The sequence below is a fragment of the Curtobacterium sp. MCSS17_015 genome, from assembly GCF_003234265.2.
Taxonomy (GTDB): domain Bacteria; phylum Actinomycetota; class Actinomycetes; order Actinomycetales; family Microbacteriaceae; genus Curtobacterium.
The window spans coordinates 350,121-375,531 of the sequence record NZ_CP126256.1 but is presented as its reverse complement, the minus strand read 5'-3'; the positions used below and the strand labels follow the sequence as shown (position 1 = coordinate 375,531).

The window sequence follows — 25,411 nt, the reverse complement described above, 5'->3', positions numbered from 1 at the left end:
CCATCGGCCATCGGGCACGCTGCCTCCAGCCGGCGCCCCGGGATCAGGTTGCGGCAGTGTCCGATGGCCGATCCCGTACGCGACCGGGCACGCCATTCCGCTTCGAGGGCGGTGATTGCTCCCTCCCATCCGGGTCGTGCGTCCGTCACAGCATGGTCATGCCCTTGATGAGGCTCGCGACGGCGCCTGCCCCCGCCGTGACGAGCATGATCCTCCGGCCGGTCTTGTGGGATGTGTGCCGTGCCGACCATGGCCCGATGGCGACGCCGGTGATGATGGCGGCAGCGGCACCAACCCATTGAGCGGCGGTGAACGTCGGCAGTTCGAGCTCCCCGACCGCGGCCAGGCCCGCGACAGTGGCGACACACATGACCGCGAACACGAACTGCGAGCTCGCCGCGAAGGCAGCGGCGCGCCAGCGAGTGAGTACGGCGAACACCGACAACGGCACCCCGCCGACCCCGGCGATCACGTTGATTGCCCCTGCCGTGATGCCAGTGATCCCGCTCGCCAGGAGTGAGCGCGAGCGATCACTCTCACCTTCCGACCGCCGGAACCGGTCGAGCAGGACGACCACGCCGAGGAGCACCAACGTCACGATGCCGATGGTCACCTGCAACGGCCCACCGGGAAGCAACGAGTGAACGGCGACCCCTGGCACAACGCCTACCGCGCCGCCCACTGCGAGCGTGATGGTCGACCGCCATTCGACCGCGCGCCACTGCTGCACGAGCAACAGCACCGAGGCGCCGCCCCCGCAGATGACGACAGCAGCGACGCCCGGACCTGGCCCGAGGGCGAGAACGAGCAGCGGACTCGCGAACAACCCGAAGCCGATCCCCGCCAGCCGCTGCAGAACAGTTCCGCCGAGGAGACAGGCGAGGATCAACACGTACGTCACACGACGACCCTTCCAGCAGAACAGACCCGCAACCTCAGTTTCGTCCTTCGGGAGCCCAACCGGGGTCGTTGTGTCTTGGTAGCGGATCGATCTCCGGCATAGTCAGCGCTCGAACGAGCGCCTCCGCGCTGCCGTCGAGTGGATTCACGAGCACGCTGCCGAACCAGTCAGCGTCTCCGACATCGCAAAGCGGCGGACTTGAGCGTCCGGGCAACCCAGGAAGCGTTTCAACGTCACCTCGGCGTTACACCTATGCAGTACCTCCAGCAGTTGCGACTCGAGCACGTTCGCCAGGAGTTGGTTCAAGCGGACCCGCCGACGACCGCTGTGCAGGCAGTCGCTCGCCGGTGGGGGCTTGCGCACCTCGGCCGATTCTCCGCCGCGTGCCTCAACGCCTACGGCGAGTACCCACGCGAGACCCTCCGGCGCTGACACGGCCATCTCAATAGCCGACCGTTCACCGGGCAGCTGCGACCAGGATCAGGACGACGGCGGAGTCGGTCACCGCACCGTGCCGCCGGTCGCCGTACACCGCCGTGGTGTTGCCCCCCCCCTGAGTAGTCGATGCTCCAGTGCGGTCAGCTCGCGGAAGTACAAGCTCTCCGCGTCAGTGAGACCCTTACCCGATTGGCGACAGACTAGGCGTATCCCTCGGCTTACCCGGACGCTCGTCCATGCTCCTCTGCGAGAAGGGGCCATAACGTGGCGACAACGCGTTCGGCGAAGTCGGCTGGGACATCGTGCCCGTACCGATTGAAGTCGGCGAAGTAGCTACCGAACGCCAGGCTCACGATGATGTCGATGTCCACGTCCTTCCGGACGGCGCCCCTCTCTTGAAGTTGTGTGAGCACGTCCGCGAGTTCCTGGCATCGCGGCTGGTTGCCGTGCTCTCGCATCTGCGCCAGCAGGCCTGGCTCGCGCTCGGCTTCGGCCATGAAGTTGCCGTGCAGGCTCATCGCTCGAGGATTGTGGAAGCGCGGATCGAGCCGACGTACCGCCTCGACCATTGCTTCTCGTGGGGTGAAATCGTCGAGGTTCAGGGGTGGGTACGCCTCGCGCTGCTTGCGTAACCCGTACTGCAGGGCTTCGACGACGAGTTCGTACTTGTTTGGCCAGCGCCGGTACAGCGTCGGACGCGTCACGCCAGCGTGTTCGACGATGTCCCGGATCGTCATCGACGAGTAGCCCTTCGTCGCGAGCAGCGCCCGCGTCGACTGGATGATCGCTTCTTCGATCAGTGGGTCGCGTGGGCGGCCTCCGGCGCTCGTCGGCGTCTGATCGTTGCTGGTTCCGTCAACCATCCCTGACCTCTCGCAGTCGCATTCGGTTTCATTACACGTCTTGACTGTAACGCAGGAGGACCGCTAGCGTTCAGCACGCCAGGTTTCGTTACAGACTGTGTCTGTAACCAAACTTGTCTGAGCCCAAGCTACGAAAGGAACCTCACATGACAGCGACCTCCGATGGTTACGTGACCGTCCTCTGGGACGCGAAGGCCAAGCCCGGCCGGGAGGACGATCTCAAGGCGTTCATCGCGGCCGCGGTCACGCCGTCCCGGAACGACCCCGGGAACATCGACTACGAAGCGCACGAGGTCGAGGGCGAGCCTGGCGCGTTCGTGATCTACGAGCGCTGGGAGAAGCGCGCCCTCCTCGACGCCCACCTCAGCGCACCGCGGATGGCGGCGCTCGTGCCGGAGATGCTCGAACTGATCGACGGGTCCATCGAGGACGGCATCCGGGTGCTGCGTCCCTTTCGGCCCGAGGCCTGAGCCGGACTGAACGAGGAGGAGAGAACCATGACCACAACGCTCATCACCGGCGGGAACCGCGGACTCGGGTACGAGGTCGCCCGTCGCCTGGTCGATGCCGGCCACGCCGTCTGGATCGGTGCTCGCGACGCGTCTTCTGGGCAGGAAGCAGCAGACCGCCTCGGCGCCCACTCCGTGTCCCTGGACGTGACGGACGATGCGTCCGTCGGGGCCGCCGCTGCCATGATCCGAGCCCAGGCGGGACACCTGGACGTCCTCATCAACAACGCCGGCATCCTCGGCGAGGTTGCAGCTCCCGAGGACATGACGGCGGATCAGCTGCGCGAGGTGTACGAGACCAACGTGTTCGGGCTCGTCCGCGTCACCCGTGCATTCCTTCCGCTGCTCCGGCAGGGGACCGACCCCTCGGTGATCAACGTCACCAGCGGCATGGGATCGTTCACGTTGACGCACGATCCTGCGCGGGTGGAGTCGCAGTACACCCTTGCGGCGTACGGATCGTCGAAGAGTGCCGTCACGATGCTCACCACGCAGTACGCGAAGACGGTTCCGGACGTCCGGTTCAACGCGGTCGATCCCGGGCAGACCGCGACGGCATTCACCGGTCACGTCGGGCAGTCCGTCACAGAGGGGGCCGAGGCAGCGGTGCGCATCGCCACGCTCGGCCCAGCGGCACCGACCGGAACCGTGACCGACCGCTTCGGCATCCTTCCGTGGTGACCGGACAGCTCCGGCGTCGAGGCGACGCTGGCACGCAGCGCGCCGCGACGCTGGAGCTGTTCTACGACCTCGTGTTCGTCTTCGCGATCACGCAGGTCTCACACCTCCTCCTCGGTCACCTCACGTGGGCGGGCGCTGGCCAGGCTGGGACCGTCCTGCTCGCCGTGTGGTGGTCGTGGAACTACACCACGTGGGCCACGAACGAGCTCGATCCCGAAAAGAACCCCGTCCGTCTCCTGCTGATCGCCCTCATGCTGGGGAGCCTGCTGATGGCGATCGCCGTCCCGCAGGCCTTCGGCGAGCACGGGCTCCTCTTCGCGGCCGCCTACCTCGCGATACAGGTCGGCCGCCACGCCTTCCTCACATTCGTGGCGGCCGCGCGCGGCAGCGTCCAACGGGAGCAAGCGGGACGCATCCTCGTCTGGTTCCTGATCGCCGGCGTGTTCTGGGTCGCGGGTGGGCTGGTCGAGGGCGGCTCGAGGGCAGGGCTGTGGTTGCTTGCGCTGGCCCTCGACTACATCGCTCCACGCATGCTCTTCCCTCTCCCCGGCCGACCGCGGCTCGCGGCGGAGTCCTGGCGGCTCGCCACCGGCCACTTCGCCGAACGATTCGGGTTGATCGTGATCGCTGCGATCGGCGAGACGATCATCCTGACCGGGGCAACCACCTCACAGCGGGAACTGGACGCAGGCACAGTGGCCGCGTTCATCAGCGCGTTCGCCGGGTCGGCAGCGCTCTGGTGGCTGTACTTCACCTCCACGAGCGAACTCAGCGAACGTTCGCTCGACGGTGCAGCGAGCCGTACCGGTCGCGCACGCGACATCTACACGTACGGCCACGTTCTGATCGTCGCCGGGATCGTCTTGACCGCCGTGGGTGACGAACTCATGATCGCGCATCCGTCGGACCCACTCCGGAGTGAGCAGCTGACCGCTGTCGTCGGGGGCCCCGTCCTCTTCCTCCTTGCGCAACTCGCACTGCAGTCACGGGCGACGCATCGCCTGGAACTCACCCGGCTGGCGGCGATCCTCGCGTGCGCGGCGCTGGGTCTGTTTGGTCGCTCCCTTCCCGCACTGCTGATCGGCGCACCGCTCGTCGCGGTGCTCATCGCCGTGGCGGTGCGCGATCAGGTCGTCGAAACTCGACGCATACGGTGAGTGTCGGCGGCCGGCAGCCAGCACCCGGGCGCCCGGCTCCCGGCCGGCTAGACGCCGTCCGTCGGACGGGGCGCGAGCGCCTGCACGATGAGCGCCCCGAGCTCCCGCGGCGCCGTGAGCATCGGCCAGTGCCCGGTGTGCAGCCCGACGATCTCGAGTTCCTCGGTCGCCACGAGTTCCGCGGCCCAGGCCTGGTGGTCGGCGACCATGCCGACCAGTTCGTCCGGCGCGATCTCGCACGTGATGACCGTCGCCGGGATCCGGTGTCGAGCGGGGTCGGCGTAGTGGAACCGGTCCGAGGCCACCCGCTCGGGTTCGGCGACCGCTCGGCGCTCGAGGTCCGCCCGGATCTCCGGCGTCATGTCGCGCACCGTCGCGGGCTCCCACACGTCCCACGACGGCAGCGGCACCTGCCCGTCGACGACCGGCAGCTCGTCGTTGACGCATCCGCCCTCCGGCCCGGGGAACGTGTCGACGTAGACCAGGTGCCGCACCCGGTCCGGACGTCGGTCGGCTGCCATGGCGGCGATCGGCCCGGCGCCGGAGTGCCCGACGAGCACCGCGGGCTCAGGGGCGGCGCCGAGGCGGTCGGCGAGGTCCGCGACCTGGTCGTCGAGCGTGGCCCCGCTCCGCGTCACCGCGTCGACACTGTGCCCGGCCGCTCGGAGGACCGGGACGACGTCGTCCCACGCGCTCGCGTCGAGCCAGAACCCGGGCACCAGGATGACGTGCATGTCGCGGAGACTACGCGCCACCTCGGACAGCGGCACGGGCCGTGCACTCGGCGCATTCGCCGAAGACGTCGACCACGTGGCTGGCGTTCGAGAACCCGTTCGCCGCGGCGGTGGCTCGCGCCCATTCCTCGACCGGGTCGGCCTGGATCTCGACGGTCCTGCCGCACACTCGGCAGATGAGGTGGTGGTGGTGGTTGTCCGTGGTGCACGCCCGGTAGAGCGACTCGCCGTCCTGCTGGAGCGAGTCTGCGTCCCCGTCGCTGGCCAGGTCGGACAGCGCCCGGTACACGGTGGCGAGGCCGATCGTCGACCCGCCGTCCCGCAGGTGCGCGTGCAGCGACTGGGCGCTGACGAACCCCTCGGTCTCGGAGAGGGCACCGCGGACCGCTTCGCGCTGCCAGGTGTTGCGTCGTGGCTTCTGCACGGCGTTCATGCTGCGACTCCTTCCTTCGTGGCGGCCGGGAGGCCCGTCCCACCGCCGGTGTGCTGCTCACGGTCCGTCACCCGGTCGCGTCCACGGCGCTCCTTCCGGGCCCCGAGGACCCGGCAGACCACCCAGATGAGGAACGAGATCGTCGTCACGTACGGGCTGATCGGCAGGCCGCCGCCGAGTGCCAACAGGATCCCGCCGACCACCGACGTCACCGCGAACCCGACGGACAGCAGCGGCACGAGCACCGGGTTGACCGTCACGCGCAGGGCCGCGGCCGCCGGGGTGACCAGGAGCGAGAGCACCAGGAGTGCCCCGACGATCTGCACCGACACGGCGGTGGCCAGGCCGAGCGCGAGCATGAACACGAGCCCGAGCGTCCGGACCGGGACGCCGGCGGCTGCGGCCACGTCGGGGTCGACGGACGAGAACATCAGCGGCCGCCAGATCACGACGAGGACGAGGACGACCACGGCGGAGATGACGACGAGGAACCCGAGCTGCGGGTTGTCGACGGCGACGATCTGCCCGGTGAGCAGGCCGAACTTGTTCGCCGCCCGGCCCTTGTAGAGCGCGAGGCAGAGGATGCCGAGGCCGAGCCCGAACGGCATGAGCACCGCGATGATCGAGTTGCGGTCGCGGGCACGGCTGCCGAGCAGGCCGATGAGGAGCGCGGCGATGAGCGAGCCCACCACCGAGCCACTGACGACGTTGACGCCGAGCAGCAGCGAGACGCTCGCCCCGGCGAAGGACAGCTCGCTGATGCCGTGCACCGCGAACGGCATGTTCCGCGCGACGACGAACGGGCCGATGAGGCCGCCGACGACGCCGAGCACGGCGCCCGCGATGATCGAGTTCCGCACGAGCACGAGCAGCTCGCCGTAGTCCTGGAACGAGAAGACCGTCGACCAGATGTCCATCAGAACCGCCCCTCGTCCGGGTCGGCCCCGTGCGGGGCGGGTTCACAGTGGTGGTGGCCGTCGCCGGCGGTGTCGTGCGCGTCACTCGCGCCGACGATGACGATCCGGCCCATCGTGCGCACGACGTCGACGGGCGTGCCGTAGAGGTCGCTGAGCACGTCGGCGCGGAGGACCTCGTCCGGCGCGCCGATGCGGAATCGTCCGCCGGCGATGTACAGGACGCGGTCGACCACGTCGAGGATCGGGTTCACGTCGTGGGTGACGAAGAGCACCGCGGCGCCCTGCTGCCGACGTTGCCGGTCGATGAGCTCGGTGACGCCACGCTGGTGCCGCAGGTCGAGCGAGATGAGGGGTTCGTCGCACAGCAGGAGTGCGGGGTCGGCGGCGATCGCCTGCCCGACGCGGGTGCGCTGCTGTTCGCCGCCGGAGAGCTCCGCGACGGGGGCGTCCGCGAAGTCCGTCGCACCGACCTCGTCGATGATCCGTTCGATGCGCTCCCGCTCTGCCCGACGCTCGGGGCGGACGCCCCAGCGGTGACCGGTGACGCCCTGGGCGATCATGTCGCGGGCGCGCAGGGGCGTGCCGGAGTCCATGAGCCGCTGTTGCGGGATGTACCCGATCCTCCGGTGCCCGCGGCGGACCGGTCGTCCGAGGAACGACATCGAGCCGCTCGTCAGCCGCTGCTGACCGAGGACGGTCCGGAGCAGCGACGTCTTGCCCGCTCCGTTCGGCCCGAGGACAGCGACGAACTCCCCCGGTGCGACGTCCAGGTCGAGTCCGTCCCAGAGCGTCCGGCTGCCGTACGACAGCCCGGCCTGACGGAGGGCGAGCACAGCGGGACCGCCACTGCGCTCGGCAGTGGCGGTCCGGGTCGGCTCCTGGACCGTCGTCACTTCGTCAGTGCCGCCTGCACCGCGTCGATGTTCGCCTGCTGCCACGAGACGTAATCCTCCCCCTTCGGGAGCGTCTCCGTCACACCGACCACCGGGACACCGGCGTCCTCGGCGGCCTTCTGCACCTGCTCGGTCTCCGGGCTGGAGGTCTGCTCGTTGACGGCGAGCAGCTTGACGTCGTCGTCCGAGAAGAGCTTGAGCGTGTCGTTGAGCGCCGCCGGCGGGACGTCGTCGCCCTCCTCGATCGCCTCGGAGAAGTCGTCCGGCGTCACGTTGTCGAGACCCATCGCGTCGAACAGGTAGCCGGGCACCGGCTCGGTGTACGCCACCTTGTCGCCGTCGACGGTCTGCTCGATGTCCTCGGTCTGCGACTCGAGGTCCTGCAGCTTCTCGGTCAGTGCGTCGGCGTTGGTCGCGAACGTGCTCTTGTCCGCGCCGTCCAGGTCGCTGAGCCGCTTCGCGACCTCGTCGACGAGCTTCACCATGGCCGGGTAGCTGTAGAAGACGTGCTCGTTGAACTCGTCGGAGCCGCCCGAGTCGAGCCCGGACACGTCGACGGCGTTGATCACGTCGGCCTCCGTGTTCGACGACTCCGCGAGCGTCGTCATGAAGTCGTCGTACCCGCCGCCGTTCTCGATGAGCAGGTCGGCCTTCGACACGGCGAGCTGCGTCTTCGCGCTCGACTCGAACGAGTGCGGGTCCTGCGACGGGTCGTTCAGGATGCTCGTCACGTCGACGTGGTCACCACCGATGGTCTCGACGATCGAGCCGTAGACGTTCGTCGAGGTCACGACGCGGATCCGACCGTCACCAACGTCGTCCGACGAGGTGGAGGAGGCCGCGCACCCGGTCAGGGCGAGCGCGGCGGCGCCGACGACGAGCGGCAGGGCGAGGAAGCGGCGGGAGTGCATGCGGAGGACGCTAGCGCCAGGTGATAACGATTGTCAAAAGCGCGAGCATCAGACGATCCGTAGAACGACGGGAGGCCCGTCACCAGCTGGTGACGGGCCTCCCGGAGGGCAGCTCCGGCGACTACGGCTTGGTGACCGCGTCGATCGAGTTCTCGGCGATCGTGTCGTCCTCACGACCCGGGGTCCGCAGGTTCCACTTCTTGATGACGAAGCTGAAGAGGAAGTAGTAGACGACCGCGTACGCCAGGCCGATCGGGATGAGCCAGATCGCCCCGTCCGCCTTGCCGAAGTTCAGCACGTAGTCGATCGCACCCGCCGAGAACGAGAACCCGTCGTTGATGCCGAGGGCGTTCACCAGCGCCAGCGAGGTCCCAGTGAGGACCGCGTGGATGACGTAGAGCGGGAACGCCACGAACATGAAGGAGTACTCGAGCGGCTCGGTGATGCCGGTCACGAACGAGGTCAGCGCGGCCGAGAGCATGATGCCGCCGACGAGCTTGCGGTTCTGCGGCTTGGCGTTGCGCCAGATCGCCAGGGCGCCGGCCGGCAGCGCGAACATCATGATCGGGAAGAACCCGGCCTGGAAGATGCCCGCCGAGGGGTCTCCGGCGAGGAAGCGCGCGATGTCGCCGTGGTAGGTGACGCCGTCGGTGGTGAAGCTGCCGAGCTGGAACCACGGGAAGAAGTTGAGCAGCTGGTGCAGGCCGACGGGGATGAGCATGCGGTTGACGAACCCGAAGACGCCACCACCGATGACGGCGTTGTCGGCGACGGCCTGGCCGGCAGCGGTCAACGCGATGTCGAAGTAGCGGTAGACGAACGACATGAGCACGGCGATGACGAGGCCGGCGACCGCGGTCAGGATCGGCACGAGGCGACGACCGGAGAAGAACCCGAGGAAGTCGGGCATCTTCGTGCGGTGGAACTTCTGCCAGAGCAGTGCGGAGACGAGCCCCATCACGATGCCGCCGAGGACCCCGAAGTTGATCGTGGCCTGGTCGCCGTTCGCGTCCTCGACGCCGGCGAGCACGATCGGCGACATGGCCGCGAACACCTGGTACATGACCATGTAGCCGACGACCGCGGCGAGGGCCGTCGTGCCGTCGGACTTCTTCGCCCAGCCGATCGCGATGCCGACCGCGAAGAGCAGCGGCAGCCACGTGAAGACACCGTTGCCGGCCGCGGCGATGATCGTCGCACCCTGCTCGAAGCCGGGGATCGCGCCGAGCATGTCGGACTGGCCGAGTCGGAGCAGGATGCCGGCCGCGGGCATGACCGCGATCGGGAGCAGGAGGCTGCGGCCGAGCCGCTGCGCGTTGGCGAAGAGCCTGCTCTGCTTCTTCGGCGTCTTCTTCTCCGGCACGTCCGTGGGGGCAGCGGTGCTCATCGGCGGTCCTCTCGTCATCGGGTGGAGCTGGTCGGGGTGAGTTGAGTCGTGTGGTCGGCGCAGGTACCCTCGGCAGTGTCGCCAGGTCCGGTCCTGTCCGGTCATGACCAGTTCGTAGTGTCGATGACCACGGACGGCCGTGTCAACCTGTGAGCGAACCCGTAACGAGGAGGAAACAGATGGCCGACATCAAGGCAGCCGACATCATCGCCGCACTCGGCGGAACCGACAACATCGACGAGGTCGAGGGCTGCATCACGCGCCTCCGCGTCGAGGTCGAGGACGGCGACCTGGTGGACAAGGACGCCCTCAAGGCAGCCGGCGCCCAGGCCGTGGTCGGCGGCGGCACCGGCTGGCAGGTCATCGTCGGTCCGATCGCCGACAACCTCGCGCAGGACATCCAGGACGAACTGTGACGGTCGTCCGCACGCCGTTCGCCGGTCCGGTCGTCGCACTCGCCGACGTGCCGGACCCGGTGTTCGCCGAGCAGCTCGTCGGTGCGGGCGTCGCGGTCGACCCCTCCGGTACGACCGGTCCGGTCACCGCGGTGGCACCGGTCGACGGCACCATCGTCAAGCTGCACCCGCACGCCTTCGCGCTGCAGGGGTCGGCGGGCACCGACGTCCTCGTGCACGTCGGCATCGACACGGTCAAGCTCAAGGGCGAGGGCTTCGAACTGCTCGCCACCGAGGGTGACACCGTCTCGGCCGGCGACCCCGTCGTCCGCTTCAACCCGTCCGCCATCACTGCGGCGGGCTACTCGCCGGTCGTGCCGGTCGTCGTGCTCGGTTCCACGCCGGACTCGGTCCCCCAGGACACCGTCGGCAGCACGGTAGCTGCCGGGGACGCCCTGTTCGAGGTCTAACGACGCTGCTGACGCGGCGGGTCAGGCGATGGCCCGCGCTGCCGTGACCTCCATCTGGACCCGGTAGCGGTCGGACCGGTACCAGCTGCGGGCGTGCTCGACCGGCCGGGTGCCCGAGTAGGACACCCGGTCGAACTCGAGCAGCGGCGCCCCGGTCCGGGTGCCGAGCAGCGTCGCGACCTCGTCATCGGCGGGATTGGCCGCGACGGTCTGCTGCGCCCGGTCGATGGGGTGCCCGTAGACGTCCGCCGCGATGGAGTACACCGAGCCCGACAGGTCGTGGTCGAGCAGACCGGGGAAGACCGCTGCGGCGAGCCAGGCGTCGTCGACCGAGACCGGCGCACCGTCGGCCATCCGGAGGCGCTTGAGGTGGTACGCCGCCTCGCCCTCGGCCAGGCGGAGCGCGGCGACCGTGGCGGCGGGCGGCACACGCTCTTCGCGGACCAGCACCACGGTCGTCGGCACGTGCCCCATCGCCCGCATCTCCTCGGTGAACGAGGCGAGGTGCAGCGTGGACTGCATCGGACGGTGCGCGACGAAGGTGCCCTTGCCGCGCACCCGCTCGAGGTGCCCCTCGTTGACGAGCTGCCCCAAGGCCTCCCGGACGGTGATCCGGGAGACGCCGTACTCGGCGATGAGCTGCCGCTCCGAGGGGATCGCGGCACCGGGTGCGAGCCGCGTGGTGATGAGGTCGAGCAGGATCCGCCGCAGCTGCTGGTGCTTCGGTTCAGCACCCTCGGTGATGCGGCGGGACAAACGGACTCCTCGTGCTGCGGCGGTGGTCCTGTGCGGACATGACCAGTGCTCTCACAGTACCGTTCCATCCCGAGCGGACCAACGACGGCATGGCGTCGTCCAGGCCCGGTGGGCGCTGTGCAGGCCCTCCCCCGGACCGCGACGACCGGGCCGGCTCGGTGCTCGCCGACCGGCCGGGAGGCCCGTCAGGCGTTGTCGACGAGCCAGTCGAGCTGGGCGGGGGACAGCGCCCGGTCACTCCACGCCTGGCACTCGACACCGGCCGGGGCAGCCGTGCGCGTCGGTCCCTGCCACACCTGGGACAGACCCACCCGGGCCAGCACACGCGCGGACGCCGGGTTGTTCGTGAGGACCCTGGCGGTCACCGGGACGTCGGGCCGGAGCTCGCGCGCGGCGTCGACGGCAGCGCGGGACAGTTCGGTCGCGTACCCGTGCCCGTGGTGCTCCGGGACGAGCCGGTACCCGAGGTTCCAGACGCCCCCGGCGGTGAGGTCGACACCGCCGATGCCGAGGAACACGCCGGACTCCGCCGAGCGGACGGCCCACGAGCCGAGCCCGTGCCGCACGCGACCGCCGATCTTCCGCTGGACGAGGTCCTCGGTCTCTGCGCGGGCGATGTGCCGCCCCGCGGGCAGGTGGGTCCACGTGCGGGCGTCGGAGAACAGCTCGTGCACCGCGTCGATGTCCGCGGGCGTCACGGGGGTGAGCACCAGGCGACCCGTCCGGATCTCCTGCTGCGGGATGAGCAGCTGGTGGACCATGCCCTGATCCTCCCCCGCGCCGCCGACATCGGCGTGAACGGCACACCAAGACCGCGCGACCCGGACCGTGCCGGCCAGCAGGGTCGGCGCGGACCGGATCGCGCGGTGCGGACGGTGTGGTTCGTCAGTCGAGCAGGAGCGCGGGCTCCTCGATGACCGAGGCGACGTCATGCACGAAGCGGGAGGCCACGTCACCGTCGACCACGCGGTGGTCGAACGAGGCGCCGATCGTGGTCACCATGCGGGAGCGGACGTCGCCGTCGACGACCCAGGGCTTGGGCTTGATCGTGCCCATCGCGACGATCGCGACCTCACCCGGGTTGAGGATCGGTGTGCCGGTGTCCATGCCGAAGACACCGATGTTCGTGATCGTGATCGTGCCGTCGGCCATCTGCGCCGGCGACGTCTTGCCGTCACGGGCGGTGAGGGTCATCTCCTCGATCGCCTTCGCGAGCTCGAGGAGCGACATGTCCTGCGCGTCCTTGATGTTCGGCACGAGCAGCCCGCGGGGCGTCGCGGCGGCGAACCCGAGGTTCACGAAGTGGTGGACGATGATCTCGCGGTCGGTCCACGACGAGTTCACCGAGCGGTTCCGGCGCACGGCCCAGATCACGGCCTTCGCCATGATGAGCAGCGGCGACACCTTGACCCCGGCGAACGTCGGCGACTCCTTGAGTCGCTTGACGAACTCCATCGTGCGGGTCGCGTCGACGTCCACGAACAGCGACACGTGCGGGGCGGTGAACGCCGACGTGGTCATCGCGGTCGCGATGGCCTTGCGGACACCCTTCACCGGGATCGTCTCCTGGCGGACGCCACCCCACTCGGGCGTCTCGATGTTGCGGAAGACGCTGGCCTGCTTGGCGTGCCGGATGACGTCGTCACGCGTGACCTCGCCGGCGAGCCCGGTGGCGACGACGGTCGTCAGGTCGACGTCCAGGTCCTTCGCGAGCTTGCGGATCGGCGGCTTCGCCATCACCTGCAGCGCCGAGGCGCTCGGCATCGTCGGGCGGGCGGGACGACGGCCCTGGGCGGCGACGGCGTCGGCGGTGGTCGCCTCGCCGTCGTCGGTCACCAGGTCGAGGTCGGCCTCCCGACTGGAGGCCCGGCTCGCCTCGGCGGCGGCCGCTGCGGCCCGGCGTGCGCCCGGCTTCCGGCGGGACGGCGCGGACGTGGCAGACCCGTACCCGACGAGGACGGCCCCGGAGCCTTCGTCCGTGCCGACGACACCGGCGTCGACGGCGACCTGGGCCGACGCGGGGGCGGTGGCTGGTGCGGGGGCGGCGGCCGGAGCGGGGGCGACGGCCGGAGCGGGCACGGCGGCGGCCTGCGCGCTCGGCGCGGGAGAAGCAGGCACCGGTGCCACGGGTGCCGGAGCAACGGGTGCCGCGGCAGCGGCGGGCACTGCCGGGGTCGGGGGCTGTGCTGGGGTCTGGGTCTGCGCGACGGGAGCGGCGTCGGCGACGGGAGCCGGGCCTCCCGTCGGTGCCGCGGCCGCGTCGGACTCGACGCGGATGATCGGCTTGCCGACCTCCACGGTGTCGCCCTCGGCGACGAGCAGCCCGGTCACCGTGCCGGCGAACGGCGACGGCAGTTCGACGAGCGACTTCGCGGTCTCGATCTCGACGAGCACCTGGTCCACGGCGATCTCGTCACCGGGGGCGACGCGCCACTGGACGATCTCGGCCTCGGTCAGGCCCTCCCCCACGTCGGGCAGGGGGAATTCGGCGACGGACACGTCGGCTCCTTCAGCAGGGTTCGGTCGTACGGGACGGGTGCGGGTCAGTAGGCGAGGGCGCGGTCCACGGCCTCGAGGACGCGGTCGGCGTCGGGCAGGTGGAAGTGCTCGAGCTTCGACTGCGGGAACGGGATGTCGAAGCCGGAGACCCGCAGCGGCGGCGCCTGGAGCGTGTAGAACGCCCGCTCGGCGACGGTCGCGGCGATCTCGCTGCCGACGCTGATGAAGCCGGAGTCCTCCTGCGCGATGACCAGGCGACCGGTCTTGCGCACCGAGGCGAGCAGCGGCTCCCAGTCGATGGGCGAGATCGAGCGGAGGTCGACGACCTCGCAGCTCGTGCCCTCGGCCTCTGCGATGTCCGCCGCCTGCATGAGCGTCGCCACCATCGCGCCGTGGCCGACGAGGGTGACCTCGGTGCCGGTGCGCGCGACGCGCGTGGTGTGCATCGGGACGTGCCCGTCGACCAGGTCGACCTGGCCCTTCGGCCAGTAGCGCGACTTCGGCTCGAAGAACACCACCGGGTCCTTCGACGCGATCGCCTCCTGGATCATCCAGTAGGCGTCGTTCGGGGTGCTCGGGCTGACCACGCGCAGGCCGGGGGTGCGCGCGAAGTACGCCTCGGGGCTCTCCTGGTGGTGCTCGATCGCGCCGATGTGCCCGCCGTAGGGGATGCGGATGACGATCGGCAGCGACATGTGCGCCGGCAGCCGGTTCGCCATCTTCGCCAGCTGCGAGGTGATCTGGTTGAACGCCGGCCAGACGAAGCCGTCGAACTGGATCTCGATGACCGGGCGGTACCCACGGAGCGCCAGCCCGATCGCGGTCCCGACGATGCCGGACTCGGCGAGCGGGGTGTCCCGCACGCGGTCGGCGCCGAAGCGGTCCTGCAGGCCCTCGGTGATGCGGAAGACGCCGCCGAGACGACCGATGTCCTCGCCCATCAGCAGGACCTTGTCGTCCGCCTCCATCGCCTTCGCCAGGCCGGCGTTGAGCGCCTTGGCCATCGGGAGGGTCGGGGTCGGGTCAGCGGGGACCTCGCCTGCGCCCGGGTGCGACCGGAGCGTGTAGTCGAAGAGCTGCTCGGTGGTGCTCATGCGTGGGCTCCTGCGTCCTGGCCGGCCTCGTAGTCCCGGAGCCATGCGCGCTGCTCGTCGATGCGCGGGTGCGGCTCACGGTAGACGTTGTCGAACATCGCCTCCATCGGCGGGTCCTGGAGGGCGTTCGTGCGGGTGCGGATGTCGACCGCGATCTGCTCGCCCTCGGCGTCGAACTCCGCGAACTGGGCGTCGGTCGCGCCGCGGCTGCGGAGGTACGCCTCGGACCGGGTGATCGGGTCACGGGCGACCCAACCGGCGAGCTCGTCGTCGGCCCGGTAGCGGGTGGGGTCGTCGGAGCTGGTGTGCGCACCGATGCGGTAGGTGTCGGCCTCGACGAACGCCGGGCCCTGACCGGTCCGGGCGTGCTCGGTCGCGACGACGCTCGCCGCGTACGAGGCGAGCACGTCGTTGCCGTCCACCCGGATGCTCGGGATCCCGAAGCCACGCGGCCGGTCGACGAGCGGGGTCGGCGACTGCACCGACACCGGCACCGAGATCGCCCAGTGGTTGTTCTGCAGGAAGAAGACGACCGGGGCGGTGTGCGACGCAGCGAACACGTACGCCTCGTTCACGTCACCCTGGCTGGTCGCGCCGTCGCCGAAGTAGACGATCGAGCACTCGTCGACCGTCGGGTCACCGGTGCCGACGACGCCGTCGAGCGCCTGGCCCATCGCGTACCCGGTGGCGTGCAGCGTCTGCGCGCCGATGACGAGCGTGTAGATGTGCGTGTTGCCGCGCTCGTCCGGGTCCCAGTTGCCGTGGGCCTGCCCACGGAACAGCGAGATGATCTCCATCGGGTCGACCCCGCGCTGCAGGACGACGGCGTGCTCGCGGTACGACGGGAAGACGTGGTCCTGCGGTCGGAGCGCGAACGCGGACCCGACCTGGGCGGCCTCCTGCCCGTGGCTCGGCGCCCACAGACCGAGCTGGCCGGTGCGCTGCAGGTTCCCGGCGGCGTGGTCGAAGCGTCGGGTGAGCACCATCTGCCGGTGCATCGCGAGGAGGGTCTCGTCGGGGAGGGCCTGTGCGACGGCGGCGAGTTCGGCGTTCTCGTCGGTCTCCACGAACCGGCCCTCGGGGTCGAGGAGCTGGACGGGGGTCGTCGCAGGAGCCGCGGCGCGGAACAACATGTCGGTCAGCGTACCGGCCGGTCGGAACCCGCTGTTGTGAGACGTCCCACAACGGCACCCGCGGTTTCGAGGAGCTTTGCGACAGCCTCGTGCTCGCCGATCGAGATGCGGATGCCCTCGGGCGCGAAGGCCCGGACGATGAGGCCGGCGTGCTCGAACGCCTCTGCGGCGAGCGCGGTGTGCTCACCGGTCGGGAGCCACACGAAGTTGCCCTGCGCCTCGGGGACGTCCCAGCCCTGGGCGAGCAGCCCGGCGCGGATCCGGTCCCGGCGCTCCGCCAGCTCGGCGACCCGCTCGAGGAGCTCGCCCTCGCGCTCGAGACTGGCCAGCGCTGCCGCCTGTCCCTGCGCCGTCACCGACAGCGGGATGGCGCACGCACGGACGGCATCGAGGACGTATGCCGGTCCGAGCGCGTACCCGACGCGCAGGCCCGCCAGACCGTACGCCTTCGAGAAGGTCCGGAGCACGACCAGGTTCGGGTACCGCTCGAGCAGCGCCGGACCACGGACCGCGTCGACGTCGGTGACGAACTCGGCGTAGGCCTCGTCGAGCACCACGAGCACGGAGGCCGGCACCTGCGCCATGAACGCCTCGAACTCGGGCCCGGTGACGATCGGCCCGGTGGGGTTGTTCGGCGTGCAGACGATCACCATGCGGGTCCGTTCGGTGACCGCCGCTGCCATGGTGTCGAGGTCGTGCCCGCCGTCCGGCCGGTTCGGCACCTGCACGCTCGTCGCACCGGCGACCGTGACGACCCCGGGGTACGCCTCGAACGACCGCCAGGCGTACACGACCTCGTCACCGGGGCCCGAGGTCGCCTTCGCCAGCTCGTGCAGGATCGCGACGCTGCCGGGGGCGACGTGGACCTCGTCGACCGTGGTGCCGAAGCGGTTGGCCAGGACGGCACGGACCGCGAGCGCGGTGGCGTCCGGGTACCGGTTGAAGGCGGTCTGCGCCTGCACGGCCTCGACCACGCCGGGCAGCGGCGGGAAGGGGTTCTCGTTGCTCGAGAGCTTGAGGGCGTCCGGCGCGGCCTGGCGTCCCTGCTTGTAGGGCGGCAGGACCGCGATCTCAGGACGGATGTGCACAGGTCGGTCGGTCACCGGGTCAGGCTAACGGGCAGGACCGCGATGCTGCGCCCCCGAGGTGACGGATGTGCACAGGTCGGTCGGTCACCGGGTCAGGCCAACGGGCAGGACCGCGATGCTGCGCCCCCGAGGTGACGGATGTGCACAGGTCGGTCGGTCACCGGGTCAGGCCAACGGGCAGGACCGCGATGCTGCGCCCCCGAGGTGACGGATGTGCACAGGTCGGTCGGTCACCGGGTCGGGCCAACGGTCGCACGCGGCATCATGGGTTCATGCGGTTCCTCGTCCGGCTCATCGTCAACGCCGTCGCCCTCTGGCTCACCACCCTCATCGTGGCCGGGGTGTCGGTCGACTCGTTCGGGGACGGTGGTCCCGTCGAGACCGTCCTCACCTACCTGCTCGTCGCACTCGTGTTCGGGATCGTGAACGCCGTGGTCGGGACCCTCATCCGGATCGTCGCGTTCCCCCTCTACGTGCTGACGCTCGGGCTCATCTCGTTCGTCGTCAACGGCGTCCTGCTGCTCATCGTCGCCGGGGTCTCGACCGCTCTGGGCTTCGGGCTGTCGGTCGAGTCCTTCGGCTGGGGCATCGTCGGGGCGTTCGTGCTCGCGGTGGTCTCCTGGCTGGTCGGGCTCGTCGCCCGCCCGGTGCTCCGCGGCCGCGGTCGTGCCTGACGGACGGGCATCGCGCCCGTCACCCGGCTGCGCCATGATGTGCACATGACCATGGACGCCGGCGCCCCGTCGCCCTTCCGTGTCTCCTTCGTCTGCAGCGGCAACATCTGCCGGTCGCCCATGGCCGCGATCGTGTTCGCGCAGACGGCCGCCGACGCGGGCATGGCCGACCGCTTCGTCGTCGAGTCCGCCGGCACCGGCGACTGGCACGTCGGCGAGCCCGCGGACGAGCGCACGATCGCAGCGCTCGCGGCACGCGGATACGATGGCAGCAGGCATCGCGCCCGTCAGTTCGACCCGGACCGGTTCCCGGACCTCGACCTGGTGGTCGCACTCGACCGCTCCCACGAACGCATCTTGCGTTCATGGGCTCCGACGATGGACGACGCCGCCAAGGTGACGCTCCTGTTGCGGTACGACGACGCCTGGCCTCAGCAGGCCGACGTGCCGGACCCGTACTACGCGGACCGACACGAGTTCGACCGGGTGCTCAGCACGGTCGAACAGGCCTGCCGAGCGCTATTCCACCAGCTCGAGCCGGCAGTCCGCCAGGGAGCCCCATGACCCCCCTTCCCCCGCAGCCGATCAGCCCGCTCGACGGGCGTTACTACCCGATCGTGCACACGGTGGGTGAGCACCTGTCCGAGGCCGGGCTGAACCGGGCCCGGATCCGGGTCGAGGTCGAGTGGCTCGTCTTCCTCACCGACCACGCGATGTTCACCACCTCGCCGCTGTCGGTCGATGACAAGGCAGCCCTCCGCGCGATCGTCGACGACTTCGGTCAGGCGCAGATCGCGGAGCTCGCCGAGATCGAGGCGACCACGCGTCACGACGTCAAGGCGGTCGAGTACTTCGTCCGCCGTCGGCTGAGCGACCTGGGCCTCGACGCCGTCGCCGAGCTCACCCACTTCGCCGCGACGAGCGAGGACGTCAACAACCTGTCGTACGCGCTCACCGTGCGGGACGCGGTCGAGCACGTCTGGCTGCCGTCCGCACGCGCGGTCGTGGAGCGCCTGCGGGAGATGGCCACGAGCCTCCGCGCCGTCCCGATGCTCTCGCACACGCACGGCCAGCCGGCGACGCCGACCACGCTCGGCAAGGAGATCGCGGTCGTGGTCTACCGCCTGGAGCGGATCCTGTCCCAGGTGGAGCGGGGCGAGTACCTCGGCAAGTTCTCCGGCGCGACCGGCACCTTCTCGGCGCACCTGGCCGCCGACCCCGAGGCGGACTGGCCCGCACTGTCCCGCGAGTTCGTCGAGGGCCTGGGCCTGACGTGGAACCCGCTGACGACCCAGATCGAGTCGCACGACTGGCAGGCCGAGCTGTACGACCGGGTCCGCCACGCCAACCGGGTCCTGCACAACCTGGCGACCGACGTGTGGACCTACATCTCGATGGGGTACTTCACGCAGATCCCGGTGGCCGGGGCCACGGGGTCCTCGACGATGCCGCACAAGATCAACCCGATCCGGTTCGAGAACGCCGAGGCGAACCTCGAGATCTCGTCGGCGCTGTTCTCGACGCTGTCCGAGACCCTCGTCACGAGCCGCCTGCAGCGCGACCTGACCGACTCCACCACGCAGCGGAACATCGGCGTCGCGTTCGGGCACTCGCTCCTGGCGCTCGACAACCTGCGCCGCGGGCTCGGCGAGATCGCGGTGAACGAGACGCGCCTGGCCGAGGACCTCGACGGCAACTGGGAGGTGCTCGCCGAGGCGATCCAGACGGTCATCCGTGCCGAGGTCACCGCAGGGCAGTCCGACATCGAGGACCCGTACGCGATGCTCAAGGAACTCACGCGCGGCAAGCGGATCGGACGGAACGACCTCGTCACGTTCGTGAACGGGCTCGACATCTCGGACGGCGCGAAGGCCCGACTGACGAACCTGACGCCCGCCGGCTACACCGGCCTGGCAGACGAGCTGGTCGACCACCTGGACGTCTGACCCCTCCGCACGACGCGACGTCGGCGGCGGTGCGCAGCGCGATCGCGTTGCGTGTCGCCGCCGACGGTGCGGTTCGCGACCGGACGGGAGGCCCGCCTCATCGAGCTCCCGGAACCCACCGGTTGCTGCTACGTTCGCGGTGCTGCGTCCGCTCAGCCCGGGGGCGGCAGATCGTGACGTGCCCGCTCGCCCGACTGGATGGACCCACACTCCGTGCTCCGCTCCCACATCCCCGCAGTCGCCACCGTCCTCGCGGCCACCGCCGGGCTCCCCGGCTGACCGTGGCGAGCTCCCCGACCGGCCCACGACGGCGTGCGCCCCTGGTCGCCGCCGCCGTGACCGTCGTGTGCGCCGGGGTGGTCGCCGTCGTGCTGACGGGCACGCTGGCTCCCACGCCGGCGCCGGCCGGAAGCCCCACCGCAGTCCCGTCGCCGACCCGGACGGCCGCCGAGACCCCGCCTCCGTCCCCCTCTGGGACGCCGGTCGACCTCGCTGCGGTCGACGCCCCGGCATCGACGACGATCGCGACGGCCTCTGGCTCGTCTGTCCCGGTGAGCGCCGAGCCCGACGGCCCTGCGACCGGGCGGCTGACGAACCCGCAGTCGTCCGGCGCGCCGTTGGTGTTCCGCGTGGTCGACCAGCGCGACGGCTGGGTGCGGGTGCAGCTGGCGCAGCGTCCGAACGGCAGCACCGGCTGGGTCCCCGACACCGCGGTGTCCCTGTCGACCACGGACTACGCGATCGTCGTGACCGAGGCCACGAACACCCTCGACCTCTACCGCGCGGGGGACGTCGTCGACTCGTACCCGGTGGCCACGGGGACCGGGGGGACGCCCACGCCGACGGGCCGCTTCGCGCTGACGGAGCTCCTCGCGCCGACGAACAGCGGCTACGGCCCGTACGCGTACGGCACGACGGCGTTCTCCGACGTCCTCAACTCCTTCGGTGGTGGAGCGGGTCAGATCGGGCTGCACGGCACGGACGACGCTTCGAGCATCGGCGCCGACGCCTCGCACGGCTGCATCCGGATGCGGAACGCCGACATCTCCGCCCTGGCCGGACGCCTGCCGCTCGGGACGCCGTTCCAGGTGCGCTGAGCCGGGCCAGGTCGCGCCCGTCCGGGACCCGACCGACCGGAGGCGGGCGACGCCGATCCCGAATCGTGACCTTCAGCGCACCTTGCCGTGAGAGAACTTCAATACGATGTCGAGGGACTCAAGGGGGGCCGCGACGTCGCGGGAGCCGGGGTCTGCGTCGCGCCCCGCCCGGGCGCCCGTTCCCGGGAGCACAACATGCACCGTCCACCGCTCACCGCCGCGCTCGCGGCCTCCGTCCTCGCCGCCGCGCTCGTCACGCTGCCGGCCGTCGCGAACGCGGACACCACGACGATCCAGGCGACGACCCCGTCGTCCACCGAGAACCAGGCACGCGCGGTCGCGAGCGGCGGAGACGAGTGGTTGACCCAGGCCGACCTCACGACCTGGAGCACGGGCGCGTTCCCGGAGTCCTGGTTCACGACCGGTCCCACCACGTCGAGCGTCGGCGGCCTCGAGCTGCCGCTGGGGACGGCCGTCGGGCACGCCCGCACCGGCGATGCCACCACCGACCTCACATCCCTCTACAGCTCGGACCGCGCGGGCCGCGAGGGCCTCGGGCTCGCGACCGCCGACCTCGTCGCGAGCGGCGGCGCGCGCTACAGCGTCTTCGTCGACCTCGGGGGTTCGACCGACAACACGACCCCGGCCGTGCTCACCGCGGTGAACGGTGGCGCCACGGGTGTCGACGGTCCGTGGCGCTCCGCCGTCCCGATCGGGGACATCGCCGCCGGTACGGACGCCGCCCTGGCGGACTTCCAGGCACAGATCGCCGCCACGTCGCCCGACGCCGTCATCACCGGGTACGGCGCGTCGGCCGCCTCCGCAGCGGGCACCGTCGTCGGCATCCTCGGCGACGGCACCGACTCGTACTTCACGCCCGAGCCCACGGGCACCATCGTCCTCCCCGGAACGGTCACCCCGTCGACCCTCCGGGCCGCGGGGATCGACATCACCGCCACGGGCTTCATCCCCGGCGAAGAGGTCTCTGCGTTCCTGCTCCTGCCCAACCTCGAGGTCGTCCCGGACAGGAACGTCTTCACCGCCGGCGCGGACGGAGCCGTCTCCGGCACGGCGGAGTTCCAGTCCTCACTGCCGGCCAGCGAGTACCGACTCTTCGTCGAGGGCCTGGACTCCGGCGTCGCCGTCGTGTTCGCGTTGACGGTCAGCCCCGATGCCGTCACCACGCCTCCGGTCGCGCCACCGGTCGCGACGCCCGCACCGACGCCGGGAAGGGCGCCGGTTGCCGTCCCCGTCGCCGGTCCCGCGGCCTTCACCGGCTGAACCACCCCGCACGCCCCGGGCGGCGACGCGCAACCGACCACCGGAGCGCGTCGCCGCCCGTCCTGCGTCCTGCGGACGGGAGGCGCGTTCCGGTCCGGCCCGCACCGCACCTGCTCAGGTGGTGACGTCCGTCGCCTCGGCGACCAGGGCCTCCAGGACGACCCGGACCGCGGGACGGACCGCGCGGTCCGGACGGACCAGCGCCTCGATCCGCCGGCCCGCCCGGACGTCGGCGAGGGTGGCGAGGTGGAACCGTCCGGGTGCGCGCGTGCGTGAGGTGTAGCGGGGCACGAGCGCGATGCCGTGTCCCGCGGCGACCAGGTTCTCGATCACCGGCAGGTGGATCGTGCGGAACGCCACCGACGGTGGCGTGTCCGACGCGGCCGCCATCGCGGTGAGCACCCGGTCGATCGGGTAGTCCTCGGGCACGCCGATCCAGGTCTCACCGACGACGTCCTCGATGCCGACCCGTGCCCGGCCTGCCAGGGGGTGGTCGAGCGGCAGGGCGACGTCGAGCGGTTCCCGGAGCAGCGGGACCGTCTCGACGGTCCGGCGGTCCGCACCGCGGGCGCCGTCGGGCCGGTGGCCGATGACGACGTCGTGGTCAGCGGTCAGCGGGGCGAACTCGCCCTCGCTCACGTCGACGTCGGAGAGTTCGAGCGCGATCGCGGGATGGGCGCGCATGCGGGTGAGGAGCCCGGGCAGCAGCAGTTCCGCGGCCGAGGGGAACACCGCGAGGTCCACCGTGCCGGTGGCACCGGCGAGGTGCTCCGCCCACGCGGACTCGACGGTCGCGAGGGCGGTCGCGACGCCGGTCGCCATCCCCGCCAGGGCACGACCGTGCTCGGTGAGGCGCACGCCGCGGCCGACGCGTTCGACGAGCGGCACCCCGGCCTGACGCTGCAGGGTCCGGAGCTGCTGCGACACGGCACTCGGTGTCCGGTGCGTGGCGGTGGCGACCGCGGTGACACTCCCCCGCTCGGCGAGTTCGCGGAGGACGGGCAGCAGGGCGATGTCGAAGCCGACCATGCAGGGACCCTACAACGAGCCTGTCGGATCGTTCGCTGGTGCTACTGCGTCGGGTGCGGGACGATCATCCGGTGCTGTTCCGCGATCGCATCCTCGCCCTGGTCGTCGCCGTCGCCTGGGGCCTGAACTTCCCGGCGACCGCGATCGCGCTCGAGCACTACCCGCCGTTCCTGCTCGCGGCGGTGCGGTTCACCCTGCTCGCGGTCCCGACGCTGCTGTTCGTGCCACGGCCGAAGGTGCCGTTCCGGTGGATCCTGCTCGTCGGCGCGACGCTCGGGGTCGTGCAGTTCGCGTTCCTGTACCTCGGCATGGCCGCCGGGATGCCGTCGGGACTGGCGTCGCTCGTGGTGCAGGCGGCAGCGCCGTTCACGGTCCTGCTCGCCGGGGTGCTGCTCCGGGAACGTCTGACCGCGCGCCAGGTGATCGGCGTCAGCATCGCCGTCGCGGCCCTCGGCGTGATCGCCGTGCACCGGGCGCAGACCGCGGCGCTGCTGCCCGTCGCGCTGGTCCTCTGCGGTGCCCTCGGTTGGGCGTTCGGCAACGTGGCGACGCGGCGGACCGGCCCGGTGAACCCGCTGCACCTGACGCTCTGGTGGGCGGTCGTCCCGCCGATCCCGATGGCCGTGCTGTCGTTCGTCGTCGAGGGACCCGAGCGGATCGGCCACGCGCTCGGCACCGCGTTCACGCTCGAGGCACTGCCGGCCGACCTCGGCGTCCTGTACATCGTCGTCGCGGCCAGTCTGGTCGGCTACGGCATCTGGTCGCGGCTGATGGGGAAGTACCCGTCGAGCACGGTCGCGCCGTTCTCGATGCTCGTGCCGGTCGTCGGGGTGCTGGCCTCGTGGGCGGCGTTCGGCGAGGTCCCCGACGTGGTCGAGGCCGTGGCCGGTGCAGTCGTCGTGGGGGCGGTGCTGTGGTCGTCACGGCCGCCCCGCGTCGTCGAGACGCCGCCGGACCTGCGTGACGCCGCCGGATCCGGAGGTGTCCTGGGCGGACCGGGGCGTCCTCAGCAGACGGGGGCGTCCCCCGTCACCGACTCGGTCGACTCCACCGCAGCCGCCGACGCCGCGGCTGCCGGCTCCACCACCGCCGACGACGCCGCGGCTGCGGCTGCGGCGGCCGCGGCCGGCCTCACGCCCGGCGCTGGCGCCGCTGGGCGATGATCTCGGCGAGTGCCCCGCGCAGGTGCGGGTACCGGAACTCGTAACCGGCCTGCGTGAGCCGGGTCGGCACCACCCACCGGCTCTTCAGCACGAGCTCGGTCTCGGTGCGGATCGCGAACGACCCGAGCTCGAGCATCCACCGCCAGGTCGGCAGGCCGGAACGCCGCCCGACGGCGTCGCGGAGCGTGGCCATCACGGTGCGGTTGTCGGACGGGTTCGGACTCGTGACGTTGACGACGCCGTCGAGGTCCGCGTGGTCGCGGATGAACCGGATCGCCCCGAGGACGTCGTCGATGTGCACCCAACTGAAACGCTGCCGCCCGTGCGTGTGCCGGTCGTGGTGGTACGTGCCCACTGCGAGACGCGCCCGGGTCGGGAACCACGGGCCGTCGTACTGCGGTCCGCCGAGGCCGGCCTGCGCGAGACGGAGCAGGGGCACGAGCGCGCTGCCGTCGCCGAGCACGATCGCCATCCGCAGCGCCACGCGCCGGGTGCTCGGCAGGTCGGCGCCGAAGAGGGCGTCCTCCCACGCGCGGGCGACCCCGACCGAGAAGCCCTCCCCGAGCTCCCCCGTCTCCTCGTCCTGCGGGCGGTCGTCGGCGTGCCGGTAGATCGTCGCGGTGGACGCGTTGAGCCACAGCGGTGGCGGGTGCTCGGCGGTCCGGATCGCCTCGGCCAGCTCGAGCGTGGTGTCGACCCGGGAGCGCAGGATCTCCGCACGGTTCCGGCGTCCGTACCGGCAGTTCACGCTCTTGCCGGCCATGTTCACGACGAGGTCGGCTCCGTCGACGAGTTCCCGGATCCGCAGGGTGTTCCCCCAGACCGCGTCGCCGGCGCGACCGACGGTGACGACCTCGTACCCCTCGGCGCGGAACGCGTCCTGCAGGTACCGGCCGACGAACCCGCTCGCCCCCGCCACCACCACACGCCGCTGCTGCTGCTGCTCGCTCATGCTGTCCTCC

General features: G+C 70.9%; 28 protein-coding genes. 12 read left to right on the top strand and 16 right to left on the bottom strand.

Features of this window, described 5'->3' with window-relative positions; genetic code table 11:
- Window positions 1-145 precede the first annotated feature (145 nt).
- Window positions 146-901 (bottom strand): sulfite exporter TauE/SafE family protein, encoded by a 756-nt coding sequence (locus tag DEJ18_RS01775; protein WP_181434089.1) that lies wholly within the window; start codon window positions 899-901, stop codon window positions 146-148.
- Window positions 902-1,039: 138 nt separating this feature from the next.
- Here DEJ18_RS01775 and DEJ18_RS15960 point away from each other — a divergent pair, with 138 nt between their 5' ends.
- Entirely contained in the window at window positions 1,040-1,333 is a 294-nt protein-coding gene (locus DEJ18_RS15960) for a helix-turn-helix domain-containing protein (RefSeq protein ID WP_111209325.1), read from the top strand.
- Window positions 1,334-1,557: 224 nt separating this feature from the next.
- Here the strand turns inward: DEJ18_RS15960 and DEJ18_RS01770 are convergent, their stop codons facing one another.
- Window positions 1,558-2,202 carry a TetR/AcrR family transcriptional regulator gene (locus tag DEJ18_RS01770; protein ID WP_111209324.1) on the bottom strand — a complete coding sequence of 215 codons (645 nt, stop codon included), beginning with the start codon at window positions 2,200-2,202 and terminating at the stop codon, window positions 1,558-1,560.
- 146 nt (window positions 2,203-2,348) lie between these two features.
- Here DEJ18_RS01770 and DEJ18_RS01765 point away from each other — a divergent pair, with 146 nt between their 5' ends.
- The 3 genes from DEJ18_RS01765 to DEJ18_RS01755 are packed head-to-tail and all read left to right on the top strand — an operon-like array spanning window position 2,349 to window position 4,549.
- A complete protein-coding gene (locus DEJ18_RS01765; RefSeq protein WP_111209323.1) occupies window positions 2,349-2,672 on the top strand; it encodes a putative quinol monooxygenase in 324 nt (107 codons plus the stop codon).
- A gap of 27 nt (window positions 2,673-2,699) precedes the next feature.
- Complete coding sequence (locus tag DEJ18_RS01760) at window positions 2,700-3,392, top strand: SDR family NAD(P)-dependent oxidoreductase (protein WP_111209322.1); 693 nt, start codon at window positions 2,700-2,702, stop codon at window positions 3,390-3,392.
- Entirely contained in the window at window positions 3,389-4,549 is a 1,161-nt protein-coding gene (locus DEJ18_RS01755; protein ID WP_111209688.1) for a low temperature requirement protein A, read from the top strand. Before DEJ18_RS01760 ends, DEJ18_RS01755 begins: the two co-directional genes overlap by 4 nt.
- Before the next feature lie 47 nt (window positions 4,550-4,596).
- Here DEJ18_RS01755 and DEJ18_RS01750 read toward each other — a convergent pair whose 3' ends face one another.
- The 6 genes from DEJ18_RS01750 to DEJ18_RS01725 all read right to left on the bottom strand — a co-directional run bounded on the left by DEJ18_RS01750 (window position 4,597) and on the right by DEJ18_RS01725 (window position 9,824).
- On the bottom strand, window positions 4,597-5,283 hold the full coding sequence (locus DEJ18_RS01750) for an alpha/beta fold hydrolase (RefSeq protein WP_111209687.1): 687 nt from the start codon (window positions 5,281-5,283) through the stop codon (window positions 4,597-4,599).
- 10 nt (window positions 5,284-5,293) lie between these two features.
- A complete protein-coding gene (locus DEJ18_RS01745) occupies window positions 5,294-5,716 on the bottom strand; it encodes a Fur family transcriptional regulator (protein WP_111081869.1) in 423 nt (140 codons plus the stop codon).
- Window positions 5,713-6,633 carry a metal ABC transporter permease gene (locus DEJ18_RS01740; protein WP_111081868.1) on the bottom strand — a complete coding sequence of 307 codons (921 nt, stop codon included), beginning with the start codon at window positions 6,631-6,633 and terminating at the stop codon, window positions 5,713-5,715. The genes DEJ18_RS01745 and DEJ18_RS01740 overlap by 4 nt, the downstream gene beginning before the upstream one ends.
- Complete coding sequence (locus tag DEJ18_RS01735; RefSeq protein ID WP_111209321.1) at window positions 6,633-7,526, bottom strand: metal ABC transporter ATP-binding protein; 894 nt, start codon at window positions 7,524-7,526, stop codon at window positions 6,633-6,635. The genes DEJ18_RS01740 and DEJ18_RS01735 overlap by 1 nt, the downstream gene beginning before the upstream one ends.
- Window positions 7,523-8,437 carry a metal ABC transporter solute-binding protein, Zn/Mn family gene (locus DEJ18_RS01730; protein ID WP_111209320.1) on the bottom strand — a complete coding sequence of 305 codons (915 nt, stop codon included), beginning with the start codon at window positions 8,435-8,437 and terminating at the stop codon, window positions 7,523-7,525. The genes DEJ18_RS01735 and DEJ18_RS01730 overlap by 4 nt, the downstream gene beginning before the upstream one ends.
- Before the next feature lie 121 nt (window positions 8,438-8,558).
- Window positions 8,559-9,824, bottom strand: coding sequence for a PTS transporter subunit EIIC (locus tag DEJ18_RS01725; protein ID WP_111209319.1), 1,266 nt, complete (start codon window positions 9,822-9,824; stop codon window positions 8,559-8,561).
- A 179-nt stretch (window positions 9,825-10,003) separates the two neighbouring features.
- Here DEJ18_RS01725 and DEJ18_RS01720 point away from each other — a divergent pair, with 179 nt between their 5' ends.
- Complete coding sequence (locus DEJ18_RS01720; RefSeq protein WP_110823137.1) at window positions 10,004-10,240, top strand: PTS sugar transporter subunit IIB; 237 nt, start codon at window positions 10,004-10,006, stop codon at window positions 10,238-10,240.
- On the top strand, window positions 10,237-10,689 hold the full coding sequence (locus DEJ18_RS01715; protein ID WP_111209318.1) for a PTS sugar transporter subunit IIA: 453 nt from the start codon (window positions 10,237-10,239) through the stop codon (window positions 10,687-10,689). Before DEJ18_RS01720 ends, DEJ18_RS01715 begins: the two co-directional genes overlap by 4 nt.
- Window positions 10,690-10,710: 21 nt before the next feature.
- On the opposite strand, the gene DEJ18_RS01710 is transcribed toward DEJ18_RS01715, so the two are convergent.
- The 6 genes from DEJ18_RS01710 to DEJ18_RS01685 form a co-directional block, all read right to left on the bottom strand.
- On the bottom strand, window positions 10,711-11,445 hold the full coding sequence (locus tag DEJ18_RS01710) for a GntR family transcriptional regulator (protein WP_111081863.1): 735 nt from the start codon (window positions 11,443-11,445) through the stop codon (window positions 10,711-10,713).
- Window positions 11,446-11,630: 185 nt separating this feature from the next.
- The gene (locus DEJ18_RS01705; RefSeq protein ID WP_181434087.1) at window positions 11,631-12,206 is read right to left on the bottom strand and encodes a GNAT family N-acetyltransferase; all 576 of its coding nucleotides are present in this window, start codon (window positions 12,204-12,206) and stop codon (window positions 11,631-11,633) included.
- A gap of 124 nt (window positions 12,207-12,330) precedes the next feature.
- Entirely contained in the window at window positions 12,331-13,944 is a 1,614-nt protein-coding gene (locus DEJ18_RS01700) for a dihydrolipoamide acetyltransferase family protein (RefSeq protein WP_111209316.1), read from the bottom strand.
- A 44-nt stretch (window positions 13,945-13,988) separates the two neighbouring features.
- The gene (locus DEJ18_RS01695) at window positions 13,989-14,948 is read right to left on the bottom strand and encodes an alpha-ketoacid dehydrogenase subunit beta (protein WP_111209686.1); all 960 of its coding nucleotides are present in this window, start codon (window positions 14,946-14,948) and stop codon (window positions 13,989-13,991) included.
- An 86-nt stretch (window positions 14,949-15,034) separates the two neighbouring features.
- Window positions 15,035-16,171: a thiamine pyrophosphate-dependent dehydrogenase E1 component subunit alpha gene (locus tag DEJ18_RS01690; protein WP_111081860.1), complete on the bottom strand. Its 1,137-nt coding sequence runs from the start codon at window positions 16,169-16,171 to the stop codon at window positions 15,035-15,037.
- A gap of 5 nt (window positions 16,172-16,176) precedes the next feature.
- Window positions 16,177-17,274 carry a histidinol-phosphate transaminase gene (locus DEJ18_RS01685; RefSeq protein WP_111209315.1) on the bottom strand — a complete coding sequence of 366 codons (1,098 nt, stop codon included), beginning with the start codon at window positions 17,272-17,274 and terminating at the stop codon, window positions 16,177-16,179.
- Between the two features lie 257 nt (window positions 17,275-17,531).
- Between DEJ18_RS01685 and DEJ18_RS01680 the strand changes: the two genes are divergently transcribed.
- The 5 genes from DEJ18_RS01680 to DEJ18_RS01660 all read left to right on the top strand — a co-directional run bounded on the left by DEJ18_RS01680 (window position 17,532) and on the right by DEJ18_RS01660 (window position 22,257).
- Window positions 17,532-17,933: a phage holin family protein gene (locus DEJ18_RS01680; RefSeq protein ID WP_111081858.1), complete on the top strand. Its 402-nt coding sequence runs from the start codon at window positions 17,532-17,534 to the stop codon at window positions 17,931-17,933.
- Window positions 17,934-17,984: 51 nt separating this feature from the next.
- Window positions 17,985-18,497, top strand: a complete 513-nt coding sequence (locus DEJ18_RS01675) for a low molecular weight protein-tyrosine-phosphatase (protein ID WP_111081945.1) — start codon at window positions 17,985-17,987, stop codon at window positions 18,495-18,497.
- Complete coding sequence (purB, locus tag DEJ18_RS01670) at window positions 18,494-19,879, top strand: adenylosuccinate lyase (RefSeq protein ID WP_111209314.1); 1,386 nt, start codon at window positions 18,494-18,496, stop codon at window positions 19,877-19,879. The genes DEJ18_RS01675 and purB overlap by 4 nt, the downstream gene beginning before the upstream one ends.
- A 551-nt stretch (window positions 19,880-20,430) precedes the next feature.
- The gene (locus DEJ18_RS01665; RefSeq protein WP_258376818.1) at window positions 20,431-20,976 is read left to right on the top strand and encodes a L,D-transpeptidase; all 546 of its coding nucleotides are present in this window, start codon (window positions 20,431-20,433) and stop codon (window positions 20,974-20,976) included.
- Window positions 20,977-21,171: 195 nt separating this feature from the next.
- A complete protein-coding gene (locus tag DEJ18_RS01660) occupies window positions 21,172-22,257 on the top strand; it encodes a hypothetical protein (protein ID WP_111209313.1) in 1,086 nt (361 codons plus the stop codon).
- 114 nt (window positions 22,258-22,371) lie between these two features.
- On the opposite strand, the gene DEJ18_RS01655 is transcribed toward DEJ18_RS01660, so the two are convergent.
- Window positions 22,372-23,286, bottom strand: coding sequence for a LysR family transcriptional regulator (locus DEJ18_RS01655; protein ID WP_111209312.1), 915 nt, complete (start codon window positions 23,284-23,286; stop codon window positions 22,372-22,374).
- 71 nt (window positions 23,287-23,357) lie between these two features.
- On the opposite strand from DEJ18_RS01655, the gene DEJ18_RS01650 reads away from it, so the two are divergent.
- Window positions 23,358-24,449 (top strand): EamA family transporter, encoded by a 1,092-nt coding sequence (locus DEJ18_RS01650; RefSeq protein ID WP_111209311.1) that lies wholly within the window; start codon window positions 23,358-23,360, stop codon window positions 24,447-24,449.
- Here DEJ18_RS01650 and DEJ18_RS01645 read toward each other — a convergent pair.
- Window positions 24,418-25,401, bottom strand: coding sequence for an epimerase (locus tag DEJ18_RS01645; RefSeq protein WP_111209684.1), 984 nt, complete (start codon window positions 25,399-25,401; stop codon window positions 24,418-24,420). The two genes, DEJ18_RS01650 and DEJ18_RS01645, sit on opposite strands and share 32 nt — an antisense overlap.
- Window positions 25,402-25,411 lie beyond the last annotated feature (10 nt).

Bases quoted from the DNA above. Each gene is read 5' to 3' on its own strand.
- DEJ18_RS01770 (WP_111209324.1), bottom strand. From the start codon at position 2,202: ATGGTTGACGGAACCAGCAACGATCAGACGCCGACGAGCGCCGGAGGC.
- DEJ18_RS01765 (WP_111209323.1), top strand. From the start codon at position 2,349: ATGACAGCGACCTCCGATGGTTACGTGACCGTCCTCTGGGACGCGAAG.
- DEJ18_RS01760 (WP_111209322.1), top strand. From the start codon at position 2,700: ATGACCACAACGCTCATCACCGGCGGGAACCGCGGACTCGGGTACGAG.
- DEJ18_RS01750 (WP_111209687.1), bottom strand. From the start codon at position 5,283: ATGCACGTCATCCTGGTGCCCGGGTTCTGGCTCGACGCGAGCGCGTGG.
- DEJ18_RS01745 (WP_111081869.1), bottom strand. From the start codon at position 5,716: ATGAACGCCGTGCAGAAGCCACGACGCAACACCTGGCAGCGCGAAGCG.
- DEJ18_RS01740 (WP_111081868.1), bottom strand. From the start codon at position 6,633: ATGGACATCTGGTCGACGGTCTTCTCGTTCCAGGACTACGGCGAGCTG.
- DEJ18_RS01730 (WP_111209320.1), bottom strand. From the start codon at position 8,437: ATGCACTCCCGCCGCTTCCTCGCCCTGCCGCTCGTCGTCGGCGCCGCC.
- DEJ18_RS01725 (WP_111209319.1), bottom strand. From the start codon at position 9,824: ATGAGCACCGCTGCCCCCACGGACGTGCCGGAGAAGAAGACGCCGAAG.
- DEJ18_RS01720 (WP_110823137.1), top strand. From the start codon at position 10,004: ATGGCCGACATCAAGGCAGCCGACATCATCGCCGCACTCGGCGGAACC.
- DEJ18_RS01705 (WP_181434087.1), bottom strand. From the start codon at position 12,206: ATGGTCCACCAGCTGCTCATCCCGCAGCAGGAGATCCGGACGGGTCGC.
- DEJ18_RS01695 (WP_111209686.1), bottom strand. From the start codon at position 14,948: ATGGCCAAGGCGCTCAACGCCGGCCTGGCGAAGGCGATGGAGGCGGAC.
- DEJ18_RS01690 (WP_111081860.1), bottom strand. From the start codon at position 16,171: ATGTTGTTCCGCGCCGCGGCTCCTGCGACGACCCCCGTCCAGCTCCTC.
- DEJ18_RS01680 (WP_111081858.1), top strand. From the start codon at position 17,532: ATGCGGTTCCTCGTCCGGCTCATCGTCAACGCCGTCGCCCTCTGGCTC.
- DEJ18_RS01675 (WP_111081945.1), top strand. From the start codon at position 17,985: ATGGACGCCGGCGCCCCGTCGCCCTTCCGTGTCTCCTTCGTCTGCAGC.
- purB (WP_111209314.1), top strand. From the start codon at position 18,494: ATGACCCCCCTTCCCCCGCAGCCGATCAGCCCGCTCGACGGGCGTTAC.
- DEJ18_RS01660 (WP_111209313.1), top strand. From the start codon at position 21,172: ATGCACCGTCCACCGCTCACCGCCGCGCTCGCGGCCTCCGTCCTCGCC.
- DEJ18_RS01655 (WP_111209312.1), bottom strand. From the start codon at position 23,286: ATGGTCGGCTTCGACATCGCCCTGCTGCCCGTCCTCCGCGAACTCGCC.
- DEJ18_RS01645 (WP_111209684.1), bottom strand. From the start codon at position 25,401: ATGAGCGAGCAGCAGCAGCAGCGGCGTGTGGTGGTGGCGGGGGCGAGC.